We start from the raw sequence: 22,886 nt of genomic DNA, 5'->3' as shown, positions 1-22,886 counted from the left end.
ATATCTCTGTAAAAAATTTCATAATTTTTTATTTGTAAAAGTAATTATTTGAAATGCTAATGACGTATACTGTTATTAAAGAAGATTAGTTTATTGCAAGTAAAGTAATTATGATATTTCTAATAAGTAATTATAAAGAAAAATTAGCTGAACATCTAGGAGGAACTGCATGTGGAATTTAAAAGAAAAAGGAATTAGGTACAAGTATTTGAAGCTAACTTTTTCTTCAGTACTTATTTGTACATTAATGATTATTGGGATTTATTTTTATATGCACGCTCAACAACAAGAATTAGAAGCGGAATATACAGAACTTCAAGAGAAGCAGGAGACGTTTAAAGAGCTTTCTCAGTCATTAAATCAGTTGTTTTTTAGAACAAGAGGTTTTTATGCTTTTCAAAATGAACAAGAGCTAGAAATGGCTTTTACAGAATTAGAAAGCTTAAAAGACTCTATTGCTAAAATGAATAACTTATCAATAACGAGACAAGAAAGAGTACAAATTATTGAGTTAAGTAATTTTACTCGTTCATTTGAAGAAGATATATTTCCTGCTGCAGTGGCTCTTGTTCGTAATGAGGATTATGAAGGTTTACGAGAGTTATCTCGCGGAGGTACGAATACAACCGTAAATGAATTTGTAACTTTTTCAGAAGAATACGAGGAGGTTACTAGACAAGCACTTCAACAAGTAAACGAAGACATGTTAGCAAAAGCTGAGAGCTTATCTTTTGTATTCATACTGTTATTTATTCTCTTATTTATAATAACAGCATTAATCATTTTAAGAGCACTCAATGATATTGTGAAGCCAATAGAAGGTATGCGCGAATCAATTGAAGGGTTTGTTAAAGGTGATGAGGTATCTTATACACCACTTAAACGCTCAGATGAACTAGGGATTTTATCGATGACTTTTCATAATATGATTAATACAATTCAAACGAACCAAGAAAAACTTACTTCCCAAAATGAAGCTTTAACGCTGAGCAAAAGTGAATTACAAGAACAGCAAAATAAATTGAAATATTCGTTAGAAGAAACGGAACAAACTAAAGATCGCTTGATTCGATACAACGATTTAAATCATATTCTGTCCTTTACTTTAGATAAACAAAAGCTGATAGAAGCGACTCTTGAGTACTTTAGTGAAACTTATGAAATTGATACTAGTGTATTATGGTTACCTAAATCTGGAGAGTATGCATTAAAAGGCTTTACACCTGAAATGTTTAAGCAATTAAAAGATGAAAGAAGTGGGTATCTGTTATCGCGTTTAGAAGAAAGTGATACATTTACGGTTAAAAGAGAAGCGCAATTAGAAAAAGGTTTTGCAATAGATACAGTATATATCCATGATTTATACTCTGCGGTGAAAGACGAAAATCAAGATAGTGTTGCATTAATTGGTTTATCTCGCATAGGAAGAATTTTTTCTGCAGATGAAGAGCTAGATATTAGTGGATTATTAAAACGCATTCATTTAGCCATCGATCGAATTCAATTGTATGAAGCAGCTGTACATGAGCGAACGCTGAACGAACGTATTATCAATAATATCAATGAAGGTATTCAATTTATCTCGAAAGACGGAGTTATGGTTCAACGTAACGCTACGATGTGTACCATGTTGAACTGCGGTAACGGACCACTAGATGCTTCAATTTCCCAAGATATATGGGTCAAACGAATGGCTGAACAAACTACATCTCCGGAGTTAATGTTTGCGTTCTTAAGCAATTGTATTCAAGAAAAAGACAAAGAAGCCAATACATTCCGCTACACTGTTAAAGAGCCATATGAACGCGTTATCGATGTTTATAGTACGCCTGTTATGGTGGAAAATGAGAAAAAAGGAACCATTTTTGTGCATCGAGATATTACGAGAGAACATGAAGTCGATAAGATGAAGTCTGAACTAGTCAGCACCGTAAGTCATGAACTTCGTACGCCGTTATCCAGTGTACTTGGATTTACAGAGCTATTGTTAAATAAACAACTTAAACCAGAAAAACAAGAACGTTATTTGAAAACGATTTATAAAGAAGCAAAACGTTTAACAAACTTAATAAATGATTTTCTCGATTTACAACGAATGGAATCTGGCGACCAAGTGTACCGTATGGATAAATTGCCAGTTAATGAGTTGATTATCGAAACGGTTGAAAAATTCCGTACAGAAAACATGCATTCAATCGTCTTTATCGATGATGCTACGGATGTAGTTGTAGAAGGTGACCGAGAGCGAATAGCTCAAGTATTAATGAATTTGGTTGGTAATGCCATTAAGTTTTCTCCTCAAGGCGGTAGTGTAACCATATCAATGAAAAATGATTTAAATAATCTTCGTGTAACAATAAAGGATGAAGGGATTGGTATTCCTGAAGAAGATATTCCGAAATTATTCTCGAAATTCCAGCGTATAGATAACAGCTCACGACGGAAAATAGGGGGGACAGGTCTCGGTCTAGCAATATGCCAGGAAATCATCCTCCAACATAATGGGGAAATTTGGATAGAATCAAAAGAAGAACAAGGTACATCTGTCCATTTCGAGCTACCGCTCGTTTCACAACATCAAGAATATACAAATCATGAAGGTTCAGAAGAAAACCCACCTGTTATGATTGTAGAAGATGATATGAGTCTTGCGCTATTACTTTCTGAAGAATTGAAAGTTAATGGATTTAAAGTGATTTATCACACGAGTCCTAAAGAAGCATTTAAAGAAGCAAAGCGTACGCCGCTTGTTGGAGCAGTAGTTGATATCATGTTAGGTGAAGAGTTGAGTGGTTGGGATCTTGTCGATATGATGAAAGAAGATCCGTTAACTAAAGATATTCCTATTGTCATTTCATCGGCTTTAGACCCTTCGTCTGACGCGAAAAAAATCGACAAAATCAGTCATTATTTAACAAAACCATATGCACCGACAAATTTATCAAAAGTGATGAAGAAATTATTAGACTCTCAACATCGTGATGGTGCCATTTATTACGCATCGAAAGATTATCAAGAAACTGAAGTATAATTTTAAAGCTCATCAAAAAAACGTACAAGCTCTCAAAGAGCTTGTACGTTTTTTTAGGATGCCAATATATTTTCAACAAGTGTCAAAAGTTCCATGGGACTAAATGGTTTTGACATAAAATAATCTGCACCTTTTGAAATGGCTTTTTCTCTGTCCGCATCTTGGGCTTTTGCTGTTAACATTAACACTTTTGTCTGGTTTTGATCTTTTCTTACTTCTTCTAATACTTCTAAACCCGTCAAATGAGGCATCATATAATCAAGAACAATTAAGTCATAATCGTTTTCTCTGATTTTTTCTAGCGCTTCTTTGCCATCTTCAGCTTCTTCAATATCAAAGTCGTCTTCGAGAGTGTCAGCTATCAGGATTCGTAAAATATCTTCATCATCTGCTATTAGTATTTTTTTCATGATAATCTGCCTCCTAATTTAAGTTGAAATGCCTTTACGTTTCATATCGCCCCAATGAGCTTTTTTACGGAAAGCCGCGAAAATTCCTTGAATTCTCCATATTACCATAAGAGGACGGTACCAAAAGGCTTCTGTTAAAGCCCAAAAATAGAGACGCATTAAATGGGACACTTTTGGATATTTATGAAGTGTTAATTCTTCTAATAAAACAGCTAATGCTGAAATGAAAGAGCCATATAAGATAGTTACTATAAACATAACTAAGGCAATATTTGGGTCAACCAATGAGAAGAAAAAACCACCAAAAATAATAAAGTAACCTAAAAACTCAAATACTGCACCAAGAAGCTCAATAAAAAGGAAATAGGGCATAGAAAACATACCAACAGCACCGTATTTTGGGTTGAACATCATTTTTCGATGAGTCCATAAAGTTTCAAATAATCCGCGCTGCCAACGTATGCGCTGCGATTTAAGCACATCTAATGATTCAGGTGCTTCAGTCCAGCATACGGGATCAGGGACGTACTCAATCCGTTGTTTAGATTTTTCTTCTCTGAGTAACCGATGCAGCCTTACCACCAACTCCATATCTTCGCCAACTGTATTTTTATTATAACCACCAGCTTGGATTACACGTTCTTTGTTAAAAACGCCAAATGCACCAGAAACAATAAGTAAAATATTTAGTCGACTTAAGGCTAAACGACCAATCAAAAACGCACGGAAATATTCTACGATTTGCATAATAACAACCGGGTGTCTTGGTAGATCTATAACTTCTACTTTACTTCTCGAGATGGTAGAACCATTGGCAATTCGAACAGATCCTCCAGTTACAATAACTTGTCCGTCAGACTCAATTATTGGTTTCATCGTTTTAATAAGTCCGTCATTTTCTAAAATAGAGTCGCCATCAATTGCACAAAAATACGGAAACGAAGACAAATTAATACCTGCATTCAGCGCATCTGCTTTGCCACCATTAGCCTTTTTAATAAGGCGGACATATGGAAATATAGATGATTGATAGATAGCAATAATCTCGGCAGTAGGGATGTGCGTCCGAAATGCGAATGGAATATGAGCCATTTTGAACTCTTTTATCATTTGTTCAGATGTCATATCTTTTGAACCATCATCTATAACAATTATTTCTTTTTGAGGATAGTCTAAAGCCAATAAAGAGCGCACCGTGCTAACAACACCTACTTCTTCGTTATAAGCAGGAACAAGAATTGAGACAGGATACGTATTTTGGTTTTTTAAAAGTACTTCTGTAGATTCGCGGTGAACAAGGTTGTTTTCGTTTTTCACCTTACGGAAGGCAATAGCAAAGAGACCTAAATAACTTAAACTTGAAAAAAGTAGATAAGCAATGATAAAAGTGGATAATAGTAAGAAAAAGCTATGCATCATTCTTCACTTCCTAAAAGGGACGCTTCCCATTGTGTGGCCATGTCTCGCGCAAATCGATCTGGATGATTTTCTGATAAGTGGCTCAGTAAAATGTCACCATCTGCAAATTGTGTCAACGCTTCGGCAGATGAATAACGAACCCACCAAACAGAATCACCAAGTAGTTCACTCAACACTTCTTGGTATCTAGATAACTGAAGTTTTCCAACAATACGCGTGGCAAACATCCGTTCTTGCCAAGAAGTAGAGTGGAAGAAAGGTGTTAACAAGCTAGGTGAGGATATATATTGCAAATGTTGAATGCATTTTAATGCTTGAATTCTTAATTCTTCATCATCACTTAATAATTCTTCTTCAATGCGAGGGAGAAATTCCAATAATCCTGTCATTCCAATATAAGAAACAGCGGCATACTTAAGAACTTTATTATTTTGTTCATTTTTTAAAGCAGCATCTAATTCCTCTAATTGGATGTTCAATTCAAGCCTTTTAAGCACATCGATGTACAAACGAAAAGGTGCATCGACGTAGCGAGCTAATACAGAAAGAGTCATCGGTTCGTTTAATGAAGTTAAGGTTCGAATAAGTTGTTGCGTTTCTCGATCTAACCGAAGTGACTTGTGTAGTTTTTCTTTAAGTAAAGGAGTGAGTGACTTCATATGGAAATCTTCAATAAAATACAATGTATTCATTCGAATTGCCCAATTATTACGCTGGAGTTGTTTTTTATAGCGCTCTGTTAAATATTTCTCGGTTAATTGTGCGACTTGTGGAGAATTCACACTTCCTTTAGAGACAGCTACATAGTGATTTAATAAACGTTCCAAAACGATGGTTTGGTCAGAAGCAAGGCTAATTTCTTCAATAAATCCGTTATCAGTAGGGTCCATCATATACGAGCTGAATGATTCACTTAACATGTCATATTGTTGACTAATCGTCTGTTCTTTCTTATTAATTAGTAGTTTTCGCAAAGATAAAGCTAGCAATAAAATAAGTTGGCCCAGAAATAAGAAAGCTATAAGAACCCAGAAGAAATAAATGTTCATTTAAACAGCCTCATTGTAAGTCGTTGGACACGCGCCACAACTTCTTGTGCATAAAATGGCTTCAGTATATAATCATCTGCTCCACTTCGTAAAGCAAGTACGATATCTGATTCATTTGAACGTGATGTAAGCATCGAAATAACAATATTTTCATTTGGATATTGGCTCCGCACATGACTTAAAACTTCTAAACCATCCATTTTCGGCATCACCCCATCAAGTAAAATCATGTAATTTTCCTCTGACTTGTACCAGTCCGACTCGATAAAGCTGACACCATCTGCGTGTTCTTTTATGTTGATATCAAATTCAGCAGGCTTCCAACCTGCAAATTGTTTTATTAACAACTTCCGTACTAGTGAATCATCATCAACAATAATGATGTTAAGCTGGCGTCTTAAGTCATGCGTAGCGATTTCATACATCATTGTCTGATTGCGACCATTCTTTTTCGCTTGATACAGAGCCTGATCTGCTTTATCGATTAACGTACTTTGTTTTTGAAGATACTCACTTATACCAGCTGAAAATGTAACGTGAAACAGATTATTCGATTGATCGGTAAAGGCAATTTCGGCAAAGTCTACCCGAATTTGTTCTACTAAAGCTACAGCAGTTTGTGCTGAAGTATCTGGAAGAATTAAAGCAAACTCTTCGCCGCCATATCTGAAAAAGTAATCCGATTCTCGTTTCATCTTCAATAGTAGTTGGCTAAAAGCCTGTAAAACTTCATCTCCTATAGGATGTCCATAACTATCATTTACTTTTTTAAAATGATCTAAATCGAATAAGACAAGTGTAAAAGTTTTCTTGGTTTTCTCAGACAAAGTAGTCATTTGTAACAATACATCATTAAAGTATTTTCTGTTTCCTGCACCCGTTAATTCGTCGTAAAGTGTTTCTTGCAAAATCATTTTTTGAAGACGTAGACGATTTAACACATAGGGGACGAAAAGTGACATATTCAAAGGCTTGGAAAGAAAGTCCGTTGCCCCTATCTCCATCGCTTTAATGTGATTTTCAATTTGATCATCCGTGCTTACAATTGCAAGAGGAACATATTGATTTTTAGCAGGTTCATAAATTCTAGAAACCAACTCAAATCCATCTACATCTGGCAGTTGTAAGTCTACAATAACCATCTGAGGCTTAAGAGTGTAAAATAATTCAATTCCTTTTTTTCCGTCAAGCGCAATAATTACTTGAATGCCGTGTTCTTCTAAAGATTCTTTAATATAAGAAGCTAACTCCGCATCAGAATCAATAACTAGAACAAACAAATCGTTTGTAGATATGTCTTTTCTGAGATTTACTGCTATTTCATCATTAGCAGGAGCGTCTTCTTCGAGGAAATAGCTTCTTAATACAGCCATCAAATCTTGTAAGGAGTCAACTGGTAATAAAGTGTCGCTGTCCTCAGCAAAAGCTTCTAATTGTGTGCCACAAAATACAGACAGATCCATCAGCCCAATCGTACCAGCTGTACCTTTCATCGTATGTAAAAAACGATGCATATCTCGTTCTGGAACCTCTTGCTGTTTAACCCATTTTGAAAAGTCTTTTTCCATTCGTTCAGAGAGCATTAATTTATAATTTATACGAGACAAGTTCTTCACCTTCTTAAAAAAATATCAATATACTTCCATTATACTATATAAATTCCTATTATGCGTTTCTTGATAACTACAATATGAAAAGTTAAGTGTGAACAAAGCACATAGCTCTTGTCAACTAAATGAAGCTGTATAATATTTAAGCAGAAGGCTAGTAACGGACCTGAAAAGCAATTATTCAGAGAGAAATAAGTAGGAACTTTATCAAAAAAAAGGTAATGTATTAGAATGGCTGTACATTAATGATGAAAAAACTAAAGTTAGAAAATATAATTTTAAAATAGGTAATAGGAGGAAAGTGTATGCAAAAACCAGTTATTATTATAGGGGCAGGTTTAAGTGGCTTACACGCTGCATCATTGCTAACTGAGCAAGGAATAGCCTGTAAAGTTATCGAAGCAAGAGATAGATTAGGGGGCAGAATTTTAAGTGCATCTGTACCAAACCAAGAAAATTTAGGTAGATTTGATCTTGGACCAACATGGTTTTGGCCTCAATATGAGCCGAAGATTGCAGGATTTGTGAGTAAACTCGGTCTAGAAACTTTTGTTCAACAAAATGACGGAGACTTACTAGTTGAACGATTTCAAAGAAAGCCACCTGAACGCTGTTTAATGCAAGAAAACGTTCATGAAAGAGGAGTTCGGATTACCGGGGGAATGAAGTCGTTAATAGATGCATTAGCAAAGACCATTCCTTCTTCTATTATTGAGCTTGAAACGCGAGTCAGTAAAATTTTTTTAGATCAAGCAGGGGAAATTACAGTTGAAGTAGAAAAAGCTGAGGGGGAGAGAAAACAAGTTACAGCTGCTCATGTCATTATGGCATTGCCGCCTCGTCTTGTTGCAAGTCATATTGAATTTTCACCGGCTTTACCTGCAGAACTTATGGCGGATATTACGGGAAAACCGACATGGATGGGTTCTCAAGCTAAAGCAGTAGCTGTGTATGAACGACCATTTTGGAGAGATTCTGGATTGTCCGGTCTTGTGTTAAGTTCAGCAGGTCCACTGCAAGAAATTTATGATGCTTCACCTATTGATGGAGCAGGAGCGTTATTTGGCTTTTTCGGAATAACTTCAGAAGTACGCCAAGAGATGGGACAAGAAAAAATCGCGGAATTGGTAACGAATCAATTGGTCAAGCTTTTTGGAAGGGATGCTGAAAATCCACTAGCCATTTTGTATAAAGATTGGTCCAATGATGCTGAAACTGCAGTTTTAGAAGACTCGAGCCCATTTAAAAATTACGCAAGCTATGGTCAACCACCGATTTCGGGCTTATGGGAAGAAAAGTTGATTTTTTCTGGAACAGAAACCAATGCTCAATTTAGTGGCCATCTCGAAGGCGCACTGCATTCTGCTGAAACTGCTGTAGCCCGGATAATTGCTTTACGAAAGTAGTCTATTGATTTTCTCATCGTATAGAGGGGGAAGGAAAATGCCTTTTTCTTATAACAAGTTAGACGTGAAAGGGAAGTTTAAAAGAACTGTGATCTTAAGCTTTTTTGCAGTCAGTGTAATAATAATGCTATTTTTTACGCCACAACTATCACTAGAAGTAAAAATACTTTTATCTGTCATACTTATTTTGTAGGAATTTATCAAACTAGGAGAGACTATTTAAAGTTCAAAAGAGAAACAGAATAGCGTCATTTAAAAACCAGCTTTTCATCCAAAAAAACCTTCTGAGAACAACTAGCTCAGAAGGTTTTTATTGTTTTATTTATTTTTATGGAATTCATGTAGAAATTTCTCATGTCGCTTATTTTCCACATAAATCCAAATTAAGTAAACAACAATTGCACTGACTATAGAAAAAATTGTCATATAAAATAAATAATCGATATCAATAGCTTTAGTAATGGTCGGCTCGCTATGCGAATCAGTTCCTGAGTATGTATATGTTGTCCAAGGTGTTTCATAATCAAAAAATAAAATAGTCGTGATAGTTCCTAATAAAATACCAGCAATAAGTGATAAGGCTATTTTTTTCACTATAATCATCTCCTTAAAAGAAAATTATACACTGGGAAAAATGGGGATTATATGGTAAATGGAAATGGTAATGATTTTAAAGTGTAGAAAAGCAGAAAGTAAATTACATGAGCTGAAGATTCCTTATCAAGCTTATAACATTTTCGAACATCGTGCATTATGTAAAAGCATGCCTATTGAGAAAAAGATCCAAGGATTGCCACTAATGAAGATTCAAGAAAATTATTATTCGTTAACTGAAATATTGGATTTGAAAAACAAGAAGTTAGCGTATGTACAAAAGTTGGCCGTTAAAGCAGCGTATAAGGACGAATCATTTTCAACATTAAACAGATTTACGTACTCAGCAGGAATATGTTCGATAAATATCGAATATTCTAAAAAGAATAACAATTAAAAGTATTTTCATTTACTTACAGTTTACCATGCGAGAAAAATAAGAGTGAAAATTATGGGAAAGGGTATAAAAGTATATCGCCAAAGCTAGCTGTAAAAATTCGGATGTTTAAATACAAAAAGGAGATGCCATTGATGCAAAAGAATTTTGATTTAATCGTAATTGGAACAGGATCAGCTGGTATGGCAGCAGCCATGAAGTGCAAAAAAGCTGGGTGGGAAGTCGCGATAATTGATTCAAGACCATTTGGGGGTACTTGCGCTTTAAGGGGATGTGATCCAAAAAAAATATTGGTTGGAGCTGCAAGTATAATTGACGGGGCCGACCGCATGAAAGGAAAGGGAATTACAGGGGCACCTAAAATAGACTGGGGCGAATTAATGGAATTCAAGCGAACTTTCACAGAGCCTGTACCTGAAAATCGGTTGAAAGGTTTTCAAAAAGCTGGAATTGTCACGTTTCACGGAGAAGCTTTTTTTATCGGTGAAGACAAAATTCAAGTTGGAGAAGATGAATTGTCTAGTGAAAAGATACTAATCGCGAATGGCGCAAAGCCAGTATCTTTACCCATTAACGGTGCAGAACATCTTACAATGAGCGATGAATTTTTAGAACTCGATAAGTTACCAGCGAGATTAGTTTTTGTGGGTGGAGGGTACATTTCATTCGAATTTGCTCATATAGCCGCGCGTGCAGGTGCTGAAGTACACATCATTCATAGAGGAAAGCGACCACTTGAGAATTTTGAGTCGGATTTGGTGGACGTGTTATTAGAAAGATCAAAAGAAGTTGGCATTCATATTCATCTTGGTACGGAAGTGAAATCTATCGAGAAAATAGGCTCGTCTTTCAAGGTTACTGGTGAAAATGGAACTGAATCACTTGAACTAGATTGCGACCTTGTTCTACACGGGGCAGGAAGAGTTCCAAATATTGATGATATGCAATTGGAAAAAGCTAATGTAGAACGCGAATCTGGAGGCATAACTGTGAACGAATACCTTCAAAGTGTAAGTAACTCGCGTGTTTATGCTGCAGGAGATGCGGCAGCAACAGAAGGACTGCCGTTAACGCCTATTGCTTCAATGGAGTCTCATGTAGTCGCATCGAATTTATTAAAAGGCAATCAAAAAACACCAAGTTACAAAGTGATGCCAACGGTTGTTTTCACTATTCCCAAATTAGCCGCTGTAGGAATGTCTGAAGATCAAGCGAAAGAAAGAGGTTATAACTATAAAGTTCTGCAAAAAGATATTTCAAGTTGGTATACCTATAAACGTACAAATGAAAAGCATGCGATGGTGAAAATAATTATTGATGAGGATTCCGACCAAATACTCGGCGCACATTTAATAGGCCAAGAAGCAGATGAACTCATTAATCATTTTGCTTTAGCGATTCAATTTAATTTAACAACTTATGAATTAAAACAGATGATTTTTGCTTATCCAACTGCAGCTTCTGATATTGCCTCAATGCTATAGAGGTGCATTAAAATACCAAAAAAATAGGGGGGAAAAACATGAATAAAAAAATAGTGGGAATGACTTTGATTGCGTCAGCAGCTTTATATGGATGTAGTTCTGGGGATGAAGCAACTGAACCGCTGGTGATTGGTGGTAAGCCTTGGACTGAGCAATATATTTTGCCTTATATTTTAGGGGAGTACATAGAGGCAAATTCAAATTACACCGTTGAATATAAAGACGGTTTAGGCGAAGTGGCAATTTTAACACCAGCTTTAGAAAAAGGTGATATTGATATGTACGTTGAGTACACAGGTACAGGATTTAAAGACGTATTGAAACTCGAATCAGAACCCGGACAAACTTCTGAAGAAGTTCTACAAGCGGTTCGAGAAGGCTATGAAGAGGAGTTAGGGGCAACTTGGTTAGAGCCTTTAGGTTTTGAAAATGGCTATACGTTAGCCTATTCCAAAGAAAGTGGCTTAGACGCTACAACTTACTCAGAACTAGCTGAACTTTCTCGTTCGCAAGACATATCTTTTGGCGGACCGCATTCTTTCTATGAACGAAAAGGGGATGGCTACGAAGATTTAAAAGCAACTTATGACTTTAATTTTTCCACTACTGAAAGTTTCGATCCTTCTATTATGTATGAAGCATTAAAAAATGGAGATGTAAATGTAATCCCTGCTTTTACAACAGATAGCAGAATAGACTTATTCGAATTGACTACGACAAAAGATGATTTAAACTTTTTCCCGAAATATGATGCCGTACCAGTTGTCCGCTTGGAGACGCTTGAAGAATACCCTGACTTAGAAGTGGTATTAAATAAACTTGCTGGGCAAATCAGCGCAGAAGAAATGTTGGCGATGAACTCTAAAGTAGATGTTGATAAAGAGCAACCGCAAGACGTAGCTCGCGAATTTCTAATCGAAAAAGAATTGATTGAAGAATAGAGAAGCTTATTAACATCTAAAGTAAGTAGAAATTTTTTTAGTAGGTAAGGGGAGTTTTTCGATGAAAGCAATAAAAAATACGTCTATAGCAGAGCGCTTTGCAGAAATAAGAGGCGTTACGATGAAACTGATCGAGCCTTTAGAAACCGAAGATTTTATTATCCAATCCCACGAAGATGTTAGTCCAGCTAAATGGCATATCGCCCATACAACATGGTTTTTCGAGCGTATGATTTTAAAAGAATTCAATTCGAGTTATGAAGAATTCAATACGGCTTTTGATTTTTTGTTTAATTCGTATTACAACACGATTGGTCCTTATCAACCACGCCACCAACGCGGCGTGCTATCACGACCGACTGTAGATCAAATTATTGATTATCGTAATTATGTGGATCAGCAAATATATAACTTACTTGCTGAATCAGCTAGTGAAACAAAAAAAGAAATAGAAGCTTTAATATATATGGGGCTTCAACATGAACAACAGCATCAGGAATTGATCTTAATGGATATAAAGTACAACTTTTTTGTTAATCCACTTTTTCCTGCGTATGGACAAACGGAAAAACGTCCGCTAAGCAAACAGCAGGAAACTCAGTTTGTTGAATTTGAGGGAGGATTGGTCGAAATTGGCCACGATGGTAATGGCTTTGCGTTTGATAACGAAAGTCCGCTTCACAAGGTTTGGCTTGAACCTTTCAAGTTGGCAACAAAACCTGTAACCAATGGAGAATTTCTTGAATTTATAAAATCCGGGGGCTATGAAAAACCGGAATATTGGCTTTCTGATGGTTGGAGTATTGTGAAAGAGTACAATTGGAAAGCACCACTTTATTGGCTGAAAGATACAGAAGAAAAATGGCGAATCTTTACCTTAGCGGGCATACAAGACCTAGAACTTGATGAACCGGCTAGTCATGTTAGTTTTTACGAAGCAGATGCTTTTAGCAGGTGGAAAGGCAAAAGATTACCTACTGAAGCTGAATGGGAATATGCTTCTCAAAGCGTTGCTATTCGTGGGAATACGATGGATGATGGAGTTTACCATCCTGTAGCAAATAGCTATGATTTACAAAGTGCATCATTATCAAAAATGTTTGGAGATGTATGGGAATGGACTTCCAGTGCCTACTCGCCCTATCCTGGCAGTAAGCCGTTAGAAGGCGCATTAGGTGAGTATAATGCGAAATTCATGTGTAACCAAATGGTGTTGCGCGGTGGTTCATGTGCAACGCCTGTAGATCACATTCGGGAAACGTATCGGAATTTCTTTCCTCCAGAGAAAAGATGGCAATTTAGTGGTTTTAGGTTAGCAGAAGACCAAAGTTGATAATGGATTTTCTTATTTAAAAGTTGAAAAGGAGACAACCGTCAGAAAACGGTTTGTCTGCTTTTTTATTTTTTATAAAAAGTTTATGTTTATGATTGCAATTTCTCGAAAAGGGAGTATTATTCCTTAATAGACATTATATATCCATAATGGATATTGAAGATAGATAAGAGAGAGGTGTTAGTTTGCAGTTAACTAAAGGGGTAGAACAAGCAATTTGTATTATCGTGTTATTAGCTACACAAGAAAGCAGCGCGCCGCTTGCTTCAGATGAAATTAGTAAACGACTAGGAGTATCTCCTTCTTATATGAAGAAAATTACAAGAAAGTTAGTTGTGCAAGGTATTGCTGTATCTGTATCTGGAAATAATGGTGGCGTTTCTTTAGCTAAATCCGCAACCGAAATTACGATGCTTGATGTTATTGAAGCAATGGAAGGTCCAATCAAGATTTACCCAGATACGGGATTGATTCGGCTTGCTTTTAAAGATGGTGAATATGCACAAAAAGGACAAGCAATTCTCCAAAATGTTTTTGCACAAGGAGATCGCTTGTTAATCGAATATCTTTCGAAAGTAACCGCAGCAGACTTATTAAAAGAAGGGTTAGGCATGTCTAACCTGCCAACATTAAATTGGAACCAAGAAACCTTAAGTGATGTATTGAACAAAGAACAGGATGATCAAACGTGAAAATGTTGAAAAAAGAGTGGAAACAATTATTTTCAAAACCTTTATTACTCGGAACTATGATTGTAATGATGTTTATACCGATTATTTATAGTGGGTTTTTTCTCGGCTCCTCGTGGGATCCATACGGCAAGACAGATCGCTTACCAGTAGCGGTGGTAAATGCGGATGTACCGGCAAACTATGAAGAGGAAACCTTATCCATTGGGGATGAATTAGTCGGAAACTTAAAAGAAAATGACGCACTTGACTGGTATTTTACGGATGCAAAAGAAGCTGAGCAAGGAATGGAAGATGGCAAGTATTTTATGATACTTACCATTCCAAAAGATTTTTCAGCCAATGCAGCTTCTGTTATGAACGAGCAGCCAACACCAATGAATTTACAGTATGAAACCAATCCAGGTCGCGGATTTTTTATCGAGGCGGTAAGCAAACAAGCAACTGCTAATATAAAAGAAGAAATTGCTGAAAGTGTGACTAAAGAATACGTAAAAGCGGTATTCGCACAAATTGAAGCAATAGGCGAAGGAATGGAAGAGGCTGCTGACGGGGCGGAGCAAATCGATTCTGGAACTGTGCAATTGCAAGAAGGGACTGCCGACTTAGTTGCAGGACTGGGAACTCTTTCAGAAGGAAGTTTGAGTTTTCAAGAAGGCGCAGAGAAATTAGAAGTTGGCCTGAGTCAGTTTGCAGCTGGAACAACCGAATTAAACGAAGGGGCTAACTTTTTAAACAAAGGGATTATTTCGTATACAGCGGGTGTAGGCAAACTGCAAACCGGTATAAATGGGCTAGCTGAAGGAACTGCAGAGCTTACCAATAAAGGTCCACAACTTGTGCAAGGTTCTCAAAAACTGACAGAAGGACTTAGTTCACTTGTCCCTGGAGCTGAACAATTAAACCAAGGGCTTTGGAAAACTCAAGATGGCAGTGAACAGTTAACGGAAGGGCTACGTGAGTTACAAGCGCAAACAAGCCAACTGACAAATAGCTCTTCTGGTATACAGCAATTGGTGTCTGGACAAGCAGCTTTAGGAGATGGACTTTCAGAGCTATCTTCCGGTAGTTTAGCTCTTCAAGAAGGACTTGGATCGCTAGAGGGCCAGCTTCCTTCAGCAGATCAAATAGCTAGTTTACAGCAAGGATTAACAGCAATTCAAGAAAGCGCAAACCAATTAAATAGTGCTGTCTCTATAGGTGATACACAAGGTATTTCGCAAATTCAAGCCAATTTGGTAGCAGCACAGCAAGCGGTTAATGAACTTCAAGGAACATCTTCACAAACTACAATTGCTGCTCTAGAAGCAACATCAACTTTTAGTAGTTTAACGACAGAACAACAAACTGAACTAACTGCAGCAGTTAGCGGAAGTATAGAAAGCCAATCAGCAACTCAGCAAGAAACTGTTGAGAAGCTAAAAGGAAGTTTGGCAGCAATATCAGCAAACCTCAATGGCCAATTAGTTCCCGCATTTCAAACTCTTGGGTCATTGCCAGAGAAAGTGGCTGAATTGAATAATGCGGTAACGAAAGTGAATCCAGCGGCATCATCAGCACTTGGCGGCTATTCATCCGTTCAAAACGCACTTTCCGCACAACTCATTCCAGGTGCAAAAACTTTGCATACTGGAGTAGAAAAAGCTGGAGAAGCAAATAAAAAACTTCAAGCTGGAGTAGATAAAACAGCTGATAATTTACCGAAACTTGCAGCGGCGGTTGATCGCTTAGCGCAAGGAAGCTCCTCTTTAACTGAAGGTGTATCTTCTCTTGCTTCAGGTTCACAAGGACTTGTGGAAGGAGCTAACTCACTGCAACAAGGATCTGAGGAATTAGAAAAAGGAACAGTTGCTTATACAGCTGGAGTATCAGAAGCAGCACAAGGAGCAGGTCAACTTCAACAAGGAACCGCTGAACTTGCTGCAAACTCCGACAAATTAAACTCGGGTTCTGCTGACTTGGCAATGGGTACTGACCGTCTAACAAAAGGTGTTCAAGCATTGTCAGGCGGAGCAGGTGAACTTGTTGGAGGAGCAGCTGAATTGAACAGTGGTGCTAGCAAACTTGAGGACGGTTCAGGAGAATTGGGCAATGGCATTGGAGAACTTGAGGAAGGTGCAGCTGAATTAGCAGGCAAACTTTCAAATGGAGCAGAAGACGTAGGGGATGCTCTAGTATCAGATGCGAATTACGATATGATTGCTGCACCTGCAACAACAACCGAGAGCAAAAAGAGTGAAGTGCCTAACTATGGTCATGCGTTAGCCCCTTATATTTTGTCATTAGCCCTTTTTGTTGGTGCTTTGTCGTTTAACTTAGTATTTCCAATAAACGCTCCAGCAGGACGACCGACATCAGGTTTTGCTTGGTGGCTTAGCAAATTTTCGCTTGGATTTGTCCAAGCGACTGCAGCCGCATTAATTGTGGATGCGATTATGTTGTTTGGTTTTCATCTCCAAGTAGAACATGTTGGTGAGTTTATAACAGTCTCTATTGTCACTTCGCTTACCTATATGTTCTTAATCATGTTTTTAAGTATTACTTTTGGAAATCCAGGACGCTTTGTTGCCATGATTATTCTGGTTCTTCAGTTAGGTTCGAGTGGTGGCACGTTCCCAGTCGAATTGACAAATAAATTCTTCGAAAGTGTTCATGACTTTGTTCCGATGAGCTATGCAATTTTAGGGTTCCGAGAAGCAATGTCTTCGGCATATGGAACCGACACGTTAATGATGAGTCTTTCAGTACTTGGTGCTTTCATCTTAGTATTCAATTTACTGTTGTGGGGCGTCTTGAGTTTAAGAAGCCGCAAAGCTTTTAAATTAGCAGAAGAAAATTAATAAAAGAAATTGCATAGGAATTTATAAATCACAGACTGTAGTTAACTCGAGGATTAGGAGTTGGCTACAGTTTTTTTTTTAGTAAAAGAGGAGTTTCCAATAAGAAAACGAAAATATTAAGATGTGGAACGAAAATTGGATAAGTTTTCTAGACAGATATTATTAGGAGGTAACACAAGTGCCTTATATTCAAACAAGTCGATTGACCTTAGTTACATTTACAACGGAATTGATGCAAGCTGCGATTACTGACCAGTTAGAATTAGCCAAAATAACACCTTATAAAGTGGCTGATGGGTATCCATCTGAAGAATACAAAGAAATTATCCCTTACAAAATTAAGCGTTACAGCGAATATCATTGCGAAAACGAATGGGAAGGAATTATTATCCATAATGAGTCTCAGACAATAATGGGGGACATGGGTTTTAGAGTACGCCATGAAATCGAAGATGAATTGGAATTGGGATACAGCATCGCTCCTGATTTTCAAGGCTTTGGCTTTGCAACAGAAATGGCACAAGCGATCGTGGGTTGGGGATTAAAGCAACCGGGAATCATAAAAATTGTAGCAAATTGTGATGCTAGCAATATGGCTTCAGTTCGAGTGTTAGAGAAAGCCGGACTCAAACAGGTTAAAGAAAATAACAACAAAATTCACTGGACGACTTAAACCAAAAAGTTAACAGCCCTTGCCTGATTGAGTATTAGGCAAAGGCTGTTGATCTAAATTAGTTAGTTAACGGATGGGGTGTTTGCCTCTTTTTCCACAAAGGCAGTAAATTCATCTCCCCAATCACAAATAGAAGTAACGACTGGCTCTAGCTGAAGACCGATATCACTTAGTTGATACTCGACTTTTGGTGGGACCACTGGGTAAACAAATCGATTGATGAGTTTATCTTCTTCTAGTTCTCTCAGTTGTCGAATAAGCATACGCTGATTGGCTTGAGGTAATTTTTTTTGAATTTCACTTAGTCTTAGTGGAGACTCTTGCAATAAACACCAAATAACGGCTATTTTCCATCGCCCGCCGATTGCTGATAAGGCCAAGTCTTTGCCAGAGAAATAAGTTTTATCTTTATATTGAATTTCCAAGTATTTTCACTCCTTTACGTAAATTATAACGCATAGTGACAAAAACGTCAGTATTGTTTAATGCGTTTTTCTGTGTGAACATGGGTATAGACGAAAGTAAAACAAAAGGAAAGTAGGAATATAAAAATGAAAAGTAAAGCAGCAGTTGCATTTAAAGCAGGAGAACCCCTACAAATCGTAGAGATCGACGTAGAGGAACCAAAAGCAAAAGAAGTCATGGTCAAAATTTTGTATACATCAGTTTGCCACACTGATGCGTTCACGTTATCAGGCGATGACCCAGAAGGCGTGTTCCCTGCCGTGTTAGGACATGAAGGCGGCGGTGTCGTGGTATCTGTCGGAGAAGGCGTAACATCTGTAAAACCAGGAGATCACGTAATTCCGCTTTACACAGCTGAATGTGGCGAGTGCAAATTCTGTTTGTCTGGTAAAACGAATTTGTGTAGTGCAGTACGTGAAACCCAAGGAAAAGGCTTAATGACCGATGGTACAACGCGCTTTTCTTATAATGGTGAGCCGGTTTATCATTATATGGGCACAAGCACATTTAGTGAATATACGGTTGTTAATGAAGTGAGCTTAGCAAAAGTTGATGAAGACGCACCGTTAGACAAAGTTTGCTTGCTTGGCTGTGGCGTCACAACAGGCATGGGCGCAGTGAAAAACACTGCCAAAGTTGAAGAAGGTGCGGTGGCTGCCGTATTTGGAGTAGGCGCAATTGGTTTAGCGGTTGTTCAGGGACTTGTTAAAGCAAATGCTAGTCGTATTATTGTAATTGATTTGAACGAAGATAAATTTGAATTGGCGAAAAAGATGGGCGCAACTGATTTTATCAACCCATCAAAATTTGATAAGCCGATTCAAGAAGTGATTGTGGAAATGACCGATGGCGGCGTAGACTACAGCTTTGAGTGTATTGGAAATGTTGACGTAATGCGATCAGCTCTTGAATGTTGCCACAAAGGATGGGGCGAAAGCATTATCCTTGGTGTCGCTGGTGCTGGAAAAGAAATTAGCACACGCCCATTCCAATTGGTAACCGGACGCGTATGGCGCGGATCAGCATTTGGTGGCGTAAAAGGACGTACTGAATTGCCAGGAATGGTCAAAGACTTTATGAACGGGGACATTGATTTAGAATCATTCATCACGCATCAACTAGATTTCCAAGACATTAACAAAGCATTTGAACTCTTGCATAAAGGCGAATCGATTCGCACAATTCTAACTTACGGAGAGTGAAATGATGAATCTTAATATTAGTGAAACGAAATTTGCTTTTGGTGGGGAACAACGTAAATATACTCATTACTCGGAAGCATTACAGTGCGATATGACGTTTAGCATATACTTACCTTCCAATAAAGAAAAAAAAGAAATTCCTCTTATATGGTGGCTATCGGGCCTAACTTGTACAGACGATAATTTTAGTCAGAAAAGTGGGTTTCAGCGATTAGCAGATCAACACCAAGTAGCAGTTATGATTCCGGACACTTCTCCTCGTGGAGAAAATGTTGCGGATGACGCTGCATACGACCTTGGACAAGGCGCAGGGTTTTATATAGATGCCACTGAAAAACCCTGGTCAGAGCATTATAAAATGTATACGTATATTACAGATGAATTAGCTGGAATTGCGTCTTCATTAGTTCCTAATTTTTCAGGAAAAGAAAGCATTATGGGGCACTCGATGGGGGGCCACGGGGCATTAGTAATTGGATTGAAAAATGCAGAACGCTTTAAAGCAATCTCAGCCTTCTCGCCAATTTTAAATCCAATACAAGTTCCTTGGGGAATTAAAGCTTTTTCAACTTATTTAGGAGAAGATCGAGCAGCTTGGAAATCATGGGACGCTTCAGAACTGATTAAAAAAACTGATGCAGCCCCAATTATGATTTCACAAGGAACGCAAGATGGCTTTTATCCAGAGCAGTTAGATGAATCGACGTTTTTGAAAAATGCTGAAGAAAATAACCAGAGGGTAGATTATATAAAAAACGAAGGTTATGATCACAGCTATTTCTTTATCTCAACATTCTTGGATGATCATTTTGCTTTTCATGTCAAACACTTAAAATAAGGTTAACAATGGAACATCCCTACATTCTAGTGAAATGTAGGGATGTTCCATTATATTAAAGTTCTAAAAATTAGTTGGATTTAAGATCAATACAAATGTATAGGCAATAAAAAGGAAGTTAGACCTACTGTAAGGTATAATCAGCTTATATTGTGTAAAAAAACTTACAATTAATCGAAAAAGACACCGAAAGCATGTAAATTAAAAGGTTGTGATAATGTGGATATTAAAAAAATATTAGAAAATGATCGTGTAAAACCATATGTGTTAAAAGCCCGTTATGGTCTTGAGAAAGAAGGTCAACGAGTTGATTTAACAGGTCAGTTGGTGAACACAGACCACCCAGAAAACATATCGAAGAGCGATGATCATCCCTATATAAAACGGGATTTTGCAGAAACGCAAATGGAACTAGTCACACCTGTTACGGAAACGTTAAAAGAGCTATTTGACTACTTAGAGTCGATTCATGAGGTAGCTTACCGGTCTTTAGACAAGAACGAAATGATCTGGCCATTGAGTATGCCTCCTGAGCTACCAGAAAAAGAAGAAGATATTATCATTGCTAAATTAGCAGATGCTGAAAGTGTTCGATACCGTCATTCCTTAGCCGAATCTTATGGCCGTCGTAAACAAATGATTAGTGGAATTCATTATAATTTTGAATTTAGTGAAGAATTACTTCAAGCACTATTTGAAGCACAGTCTGAAGTTACAGAATTTCATCAGTTTAAAACTGAAATCTACATGAAACTAACGAGAAACTATTTGCATTATCGTTGGTTCATTACTTATTTATATGGGGCTTCACCTAGTAGCGAAAAGAATTTCTTTAATGACAATTCTTTAGTAGAACCGGTGCGAAGTATTAGAAGCAGTAAATACGGTTATGTAAATAGTGAAAATGTTCAAGTCTCGTATAGCAGCTTAAAAAAATACATCTCAGATATTTCTGCACTTGTGGAAAAGGATGTATTAGTTGAAGAGAAAGAGTTCTACTCAGCTGTGCGCTTAAGAGGCGGCAGTCAAGTTGCAGATTTAGAAAAGCGTGGTATAGGTTATATTGAGTTAAGAAATATAGATATTAATCCTTTTGATAAAAATGGAATCAGTTATGAACAAGCAGAATTTCTGAATCTATTTTTGGTTTATCTATTATGGAAAGATGAAAGTGTTCATCATGACGAGTGGGTAAAAGAAGGAGAGCTTAATAATGAAAAAGTGGCGCTTGAGCATCCACTAAAGCCAACACAGTTTAAAGATGAGGCTGAAACCATTTTGGAAGAAATGGAGCAATTAGTGAAAACTTTAGAGTTATCTGTTTCAGATAAGTTATTTGTCAATGAAAGAGACATGTTGAATGACCCAAGTAAAACGATAGCTGGGAGACTTTATAAAGAAAGTCAGCAAGTCAGTCAAAGTCAACTAGCAGTGAAAATTGCTAAAGAATATCATGAAAAAGCTTGGGATATGCCTTATCAATTAACTGCATTTACGGATATGGAGTTATCAACTCAGTTATTAATGTTCGATGCGATTCAATTAGGAATTCAAGTAGAAATTATAGATCGCCAAGATCAATTTTTAAAACTTAAGTTGAATGATCATGTTGAGTACGTTAAAAACGGCAATATGACGAGTAAAGATAGTTATATCGCTACGTTGATCATGGAAAACAAAACAGTGACGAAAAAAATTCTTCAAAAGCAAGGGTTCCGTGTACCTTTAGGTGAGGAGTTTAATAACATTGACGAAGCTTTACGTTCATATGCTTTATTTGCTAAAAAAGCTTTTGTTGTAAAGCCAAAATCAACAAATTACGGTCTTGGTATATCTATCTTTAAAGATGGTGCAGCGTATGAAGATTATGAACAGGCTTTGAAAATTGCTTTTAAAGAAGATTCTTCTGTTTTACTAGAAGAGTTTCTTTCAGGTACTGAATATCGCTTTTTTGTTATCAATGATAGAGTGGAAGCGGTTATGGCTCGAATTCCTGCAAACGTAACAGGGGATGGAGAAAAGACAGTCGAAGAGTTAGTTGCTGAAAAAAATAAAGATCCGTTAAGAGGGAAAGATCATCGGACACCACTTGAAAAAATTCAATTAGGTGAACTTGAAATTTTAATGTTAAAAGGTCAAGGCATGCAAATAAACTCTATTCCGAAAAAAGGTGAAGTTCTTTATTTGCGCGAAAACTCTAATGTGAGTACAGGTGGAGATTCAATTGATGTTACCGATCAAATTCGTGAAGACTATAAAAAGATAGCAGTAGATTCAGTGGCTGCTCTTGGTGCGAAAATTAGTGGACTTGATTTAATCATTGAGGACATTGAAGTTCCCGCTTCGAATAACAAAGCATACGGAATCATTGAAGCAAACTTTAATCCATCTATGTACATGCATGTTTTTCCGTATAAAGGGAAATCCCGCCGTCTAACGATGAATTTGCTCTACTATTTATTCCCAGAGCTCGGTAAAATGAAATAACAAAAAATAGAGGCCACT

18 protein-coding genes are annotated in these 22,886 nt (G+C 37.2%); 12 read left to right on the top strand and 6 right to left on the bottom strand.

Annotation, left to right across the window (positions count from 1 at the left end; genetic code table 11):
* Positions 1 to 169: 169 nt before the first annotated feature.
* Positions 170 to 3,031, top strand: a complete 2,862-nt coding sequence (locus BBI08_RS09600) for an ATP-binding protein (RefSeq protein ID WP_065528033.1) — start codon at positions 170 to 172, stop codon at positions 3,029 to 3,031.
* Positions 3,032 to 3,084: 53 nt separating this feature from the next.
* On the opposite strand, the gene BBI08_RS09595 is transcribed toward BBI08_RS09600, so the two are convergent.
* From BBI08_RS09595 to BBI08_RS09580, 4 genes are read right to left on the bottom strand one after another with little or no spacing between them, the layout of a single operon-like run.
* Entirely contained in the window at positions 3,085 to 3,441 is a 357-nt protein-coding gene (locus tag BBI08_RS09595; RefSeq protein ID WP_008498486.1) for a response regulator transcription factor, read from the bottom strand.
* A gap of 18 nt (positions 3,442 to 3,459) precedes the next feature.
* On the bottom strand, positions 3,460 to 4,857 hold the full coding sequence (locus BBI08_RS09590) for a glycosyltransferase family 2 protein (RefSeq protein WP_008498485.1): 1,398 nt from the start codon (positions 4,855 to 4,857) through the stop codon (positions 3,460 to 3,462).
* On the bottom strand, positions 4,857 to 5,909 hold the full coding sequence (locus BBI08_RS09585) for a HEAT repeat domain-containing protein (protein WP_040851013.1): 1,053 nt from the start codon (positions 5,907 to 5,909) through the stop codon (positions 4,857 to 4,859). Before BBI08_RS09585 ends, BBI08_RS09590 begins: the two co-directional genes overlap by 1 nt.
* The gene (locus BBI08_RS09580; RefSeq protein ID WP_237146532.1) at positions 5,906 to 7,525 is read right to left on the bottom strand and encodes a diguanylate cyclase; all 1,620 of its coding nucleotides are present in this window, start codon (positions 7,523 to 7,525) and stop codon (positions 5,906 to 5,908) included. The genes BBI08_RS09585 and BBI08_RS09580 overlap by 4 nt, the downstream gene beginning before the upstream one ends.
* Positions 7,526 to 7,824: 299 nt before the next feature.
* Here BBI08_RS09580 and BBI08_RS09575 point away from each other — a divergent pair, with 299 nt between their 5' ends.
* Complete coding sequence (locus BBI08_RS09575; protein ID WP_008498483.1) at positions 7,825 to 8,925, top strand: flavin monoamine oxidase family protein; 1,101 nt, start codon at positions 7,825 to 7,827, stop codon at positions 8,923 to 8,925.
* A 318-nt stretch (positions 8,926 to 9,243) separates the two neighbouring features.
* Here BBI08_RS09575 and BBI08_RS09570 read toward each other — a convergent pair whose 3' ends face one another.
* Positions 9,244 to 9,519, bottom strand: a complete 276-nt coding sequence (locus BBI08_RS09570; protein ID WP_065528031.1) for a hypothetical protein — start codon at positions 9,517 to 9,519, stop codon at positions 9,244 to 9,246.
* A 58-nt stretch (positions 9,520 to 9,577) separates the two neighbouring features.
* Between BBI08_RS09570 and BBI08_RS09565 the strand changes: the two genes are divergently transcribed.
* From BBI08_RS09565 to BBI08_RS09535, 7 genes are all read left to right on the top strand, one after another.
* Positions 9,578 to 9,916 (top strand): hypothetical protein, encoded by a 339-nt coding sequence (locus tag BBI08_RS09565; protein ID WP_008498482.1) that lies wholly within the window; start codon positions 9,578 to 9,580, stop codon positions 9,914 to 9,916.
* Positions 9,917 to 10,050: 134 nt separating this feature from the next.
* A complete protein-coding gene (locus tag BBI08_RS09560; RefSeq protein ID WP_008498480.1) occupies positions 10,051 to 11,400 on the top strand; it encodes a dihydrolipoyl dehydrogenase family protein in 1,350 nt (449 codons plus the stop codon).
* Positions 11,401 to 11,438: 38 nt separating this feature from the next.
* Positions 11,439 to 12,341 carry a glycine betaine ABC transporter substrate-binding protein gene (locus BBI08_RS09555; protein WP_065528030.1) on the top strand — a complete coding sequence of 301 codons (903 nt, stop codon included), beginning with the start codon at positions 11,439 to 11,441 and terminating at the stop codon, positions 12,339 to 12,341.
* Positions 12,342 to 12,402: 61 nt separating this feature from the next.
* A complete protein-coding gene (egtB, locus tag BBI08_RS09550; protein ID WP_008498478.1) occupies positions 12,403 to 13,674 on the top strand; it encodes an ergothioneine biosynthesis protein EgtB in 1,272 nt (423 codons plus the stop codon).
* Between the two features lie 185 nt (positions 13,675 to 13,859).
* Positions 13,860 to 14,366, top strand: a complete 507-nt coding sequence (locus tag BBI08_RS09545; RefSeq protein ID WP_008498477.1) for an RrF2 family transcriptional regulator — start codon at positions 13,860 to 13,862, stop codon at positions 14,364 to 14,366.
* A gap of 2 nt (positions 14,367 to 14,368) precedes the next feature.
* Entirely contained in the window at positions 14,369 to 17,203 is a 2,835-nt protein-coding gene (locus BBI08_RS09540) for a YhgE/Pip domain-containing protein (protein WP_236610246.1), read from the top strand.
* Between the two features lie 178 nt (positions 17,204 to 17,381).
* Positions 17,382 to 17,876 carry a GNAT family N-acetyltransferase gene (locus BBI08_RS09535; protein WP_008498475.1) on the top strand — a complete coding sequence of 165 codons (495 nt, stop codon included), beginning with the start codon at positions 17,382 to 17,384 and terminating at the stop codon, positions 17,874 to 17,876.
* A 62-nt stretch (positions 17,877 to 17,938) separates the two neighbouring features.
* On the opposite strand, the gene BBI08_RS09530 is transcribed toward BBI08_RS09535, so the two are convergent.
* The gene (locus tag BBI08_RS09530) at positions 17,939 to 18,301 is read right to left on the bottom strand and encodes a winged helix-turn-helix transcriptional regulator (protein ID WP_065528029.1); all 363 of its coding nucleotides are present in this window, start codon (positions 18,299 to 18,301) and stop codon (positions 17,939 to 17,941) included.
* A 126-nt stretch (positions 18,302 to 18,427) separates the two neighbouring features.
* Between BBI08_RS09530 and BBI08_RS09525 the strand changes: the two genes are divergently transcribed.
* The 3 genes from BBI08_RS09525 (at position 18,428) to gshAB (ending at position 22,868) form a co-directional block, all read left to right on the top strand.
* Entirely contained in the window at positions 18,428 to 19,543 is a 1,116-nt protein-coding gene (locus BBI08_RS09525; protein ID WP_065528028.1) for an S-(hydroxymethyl)glutathione dehydrogenase/class III alcohol dehydrogenase, read from the top strand.
* Between the two features lie 4 nt (positions 19,544 to 19,547).
* The gene (fghA, locus tag BBI08_RS09520; RefSeq protein WP_065528549.1) at positions 19,548 to 20,381 is read left to right on the top strand and encodes an S-formylglutathione hydrolase; all 834 of its coding nucleotides are present in this window, start codon (positions 19,548 to 19,550) and stop codon (positions 20,379 to 20,381) included.
* A gap of 219 nt (positions 20,382 to 20,600) precedes the next feature.
* On the top strand, positions 20,601 to 22,868 hold the full coding sequence (gene gshAB, locus BBI08_RS09515) for a bifunctional glutamate--cysteine ligase GshA/glutathione synthetase GshB (protein WP_008497728.1): 2,268 nt from the start codon (positions 20,601 to 20,603) through the stop codon (positions 22,866 to 22,868).
* Positions 22,869 to 22,886: the final 18 nt, after the last annotated feature.

The sequence above is a fragment of the Planococcus halocryophilus genome (genome assembly GCF_001687585.2).
GTDB classification, from domain to species: domain Bacteria; phylum Bacillota; class Bacilli; order Bacillales_A; family Planococcaceae; genus Planococcus; species Planococcus halocryophilus.
Note: the sequence above shows the minus strand (reverse complement) of the source record. Positions and strands in the feature narration are given on the sequence as shown.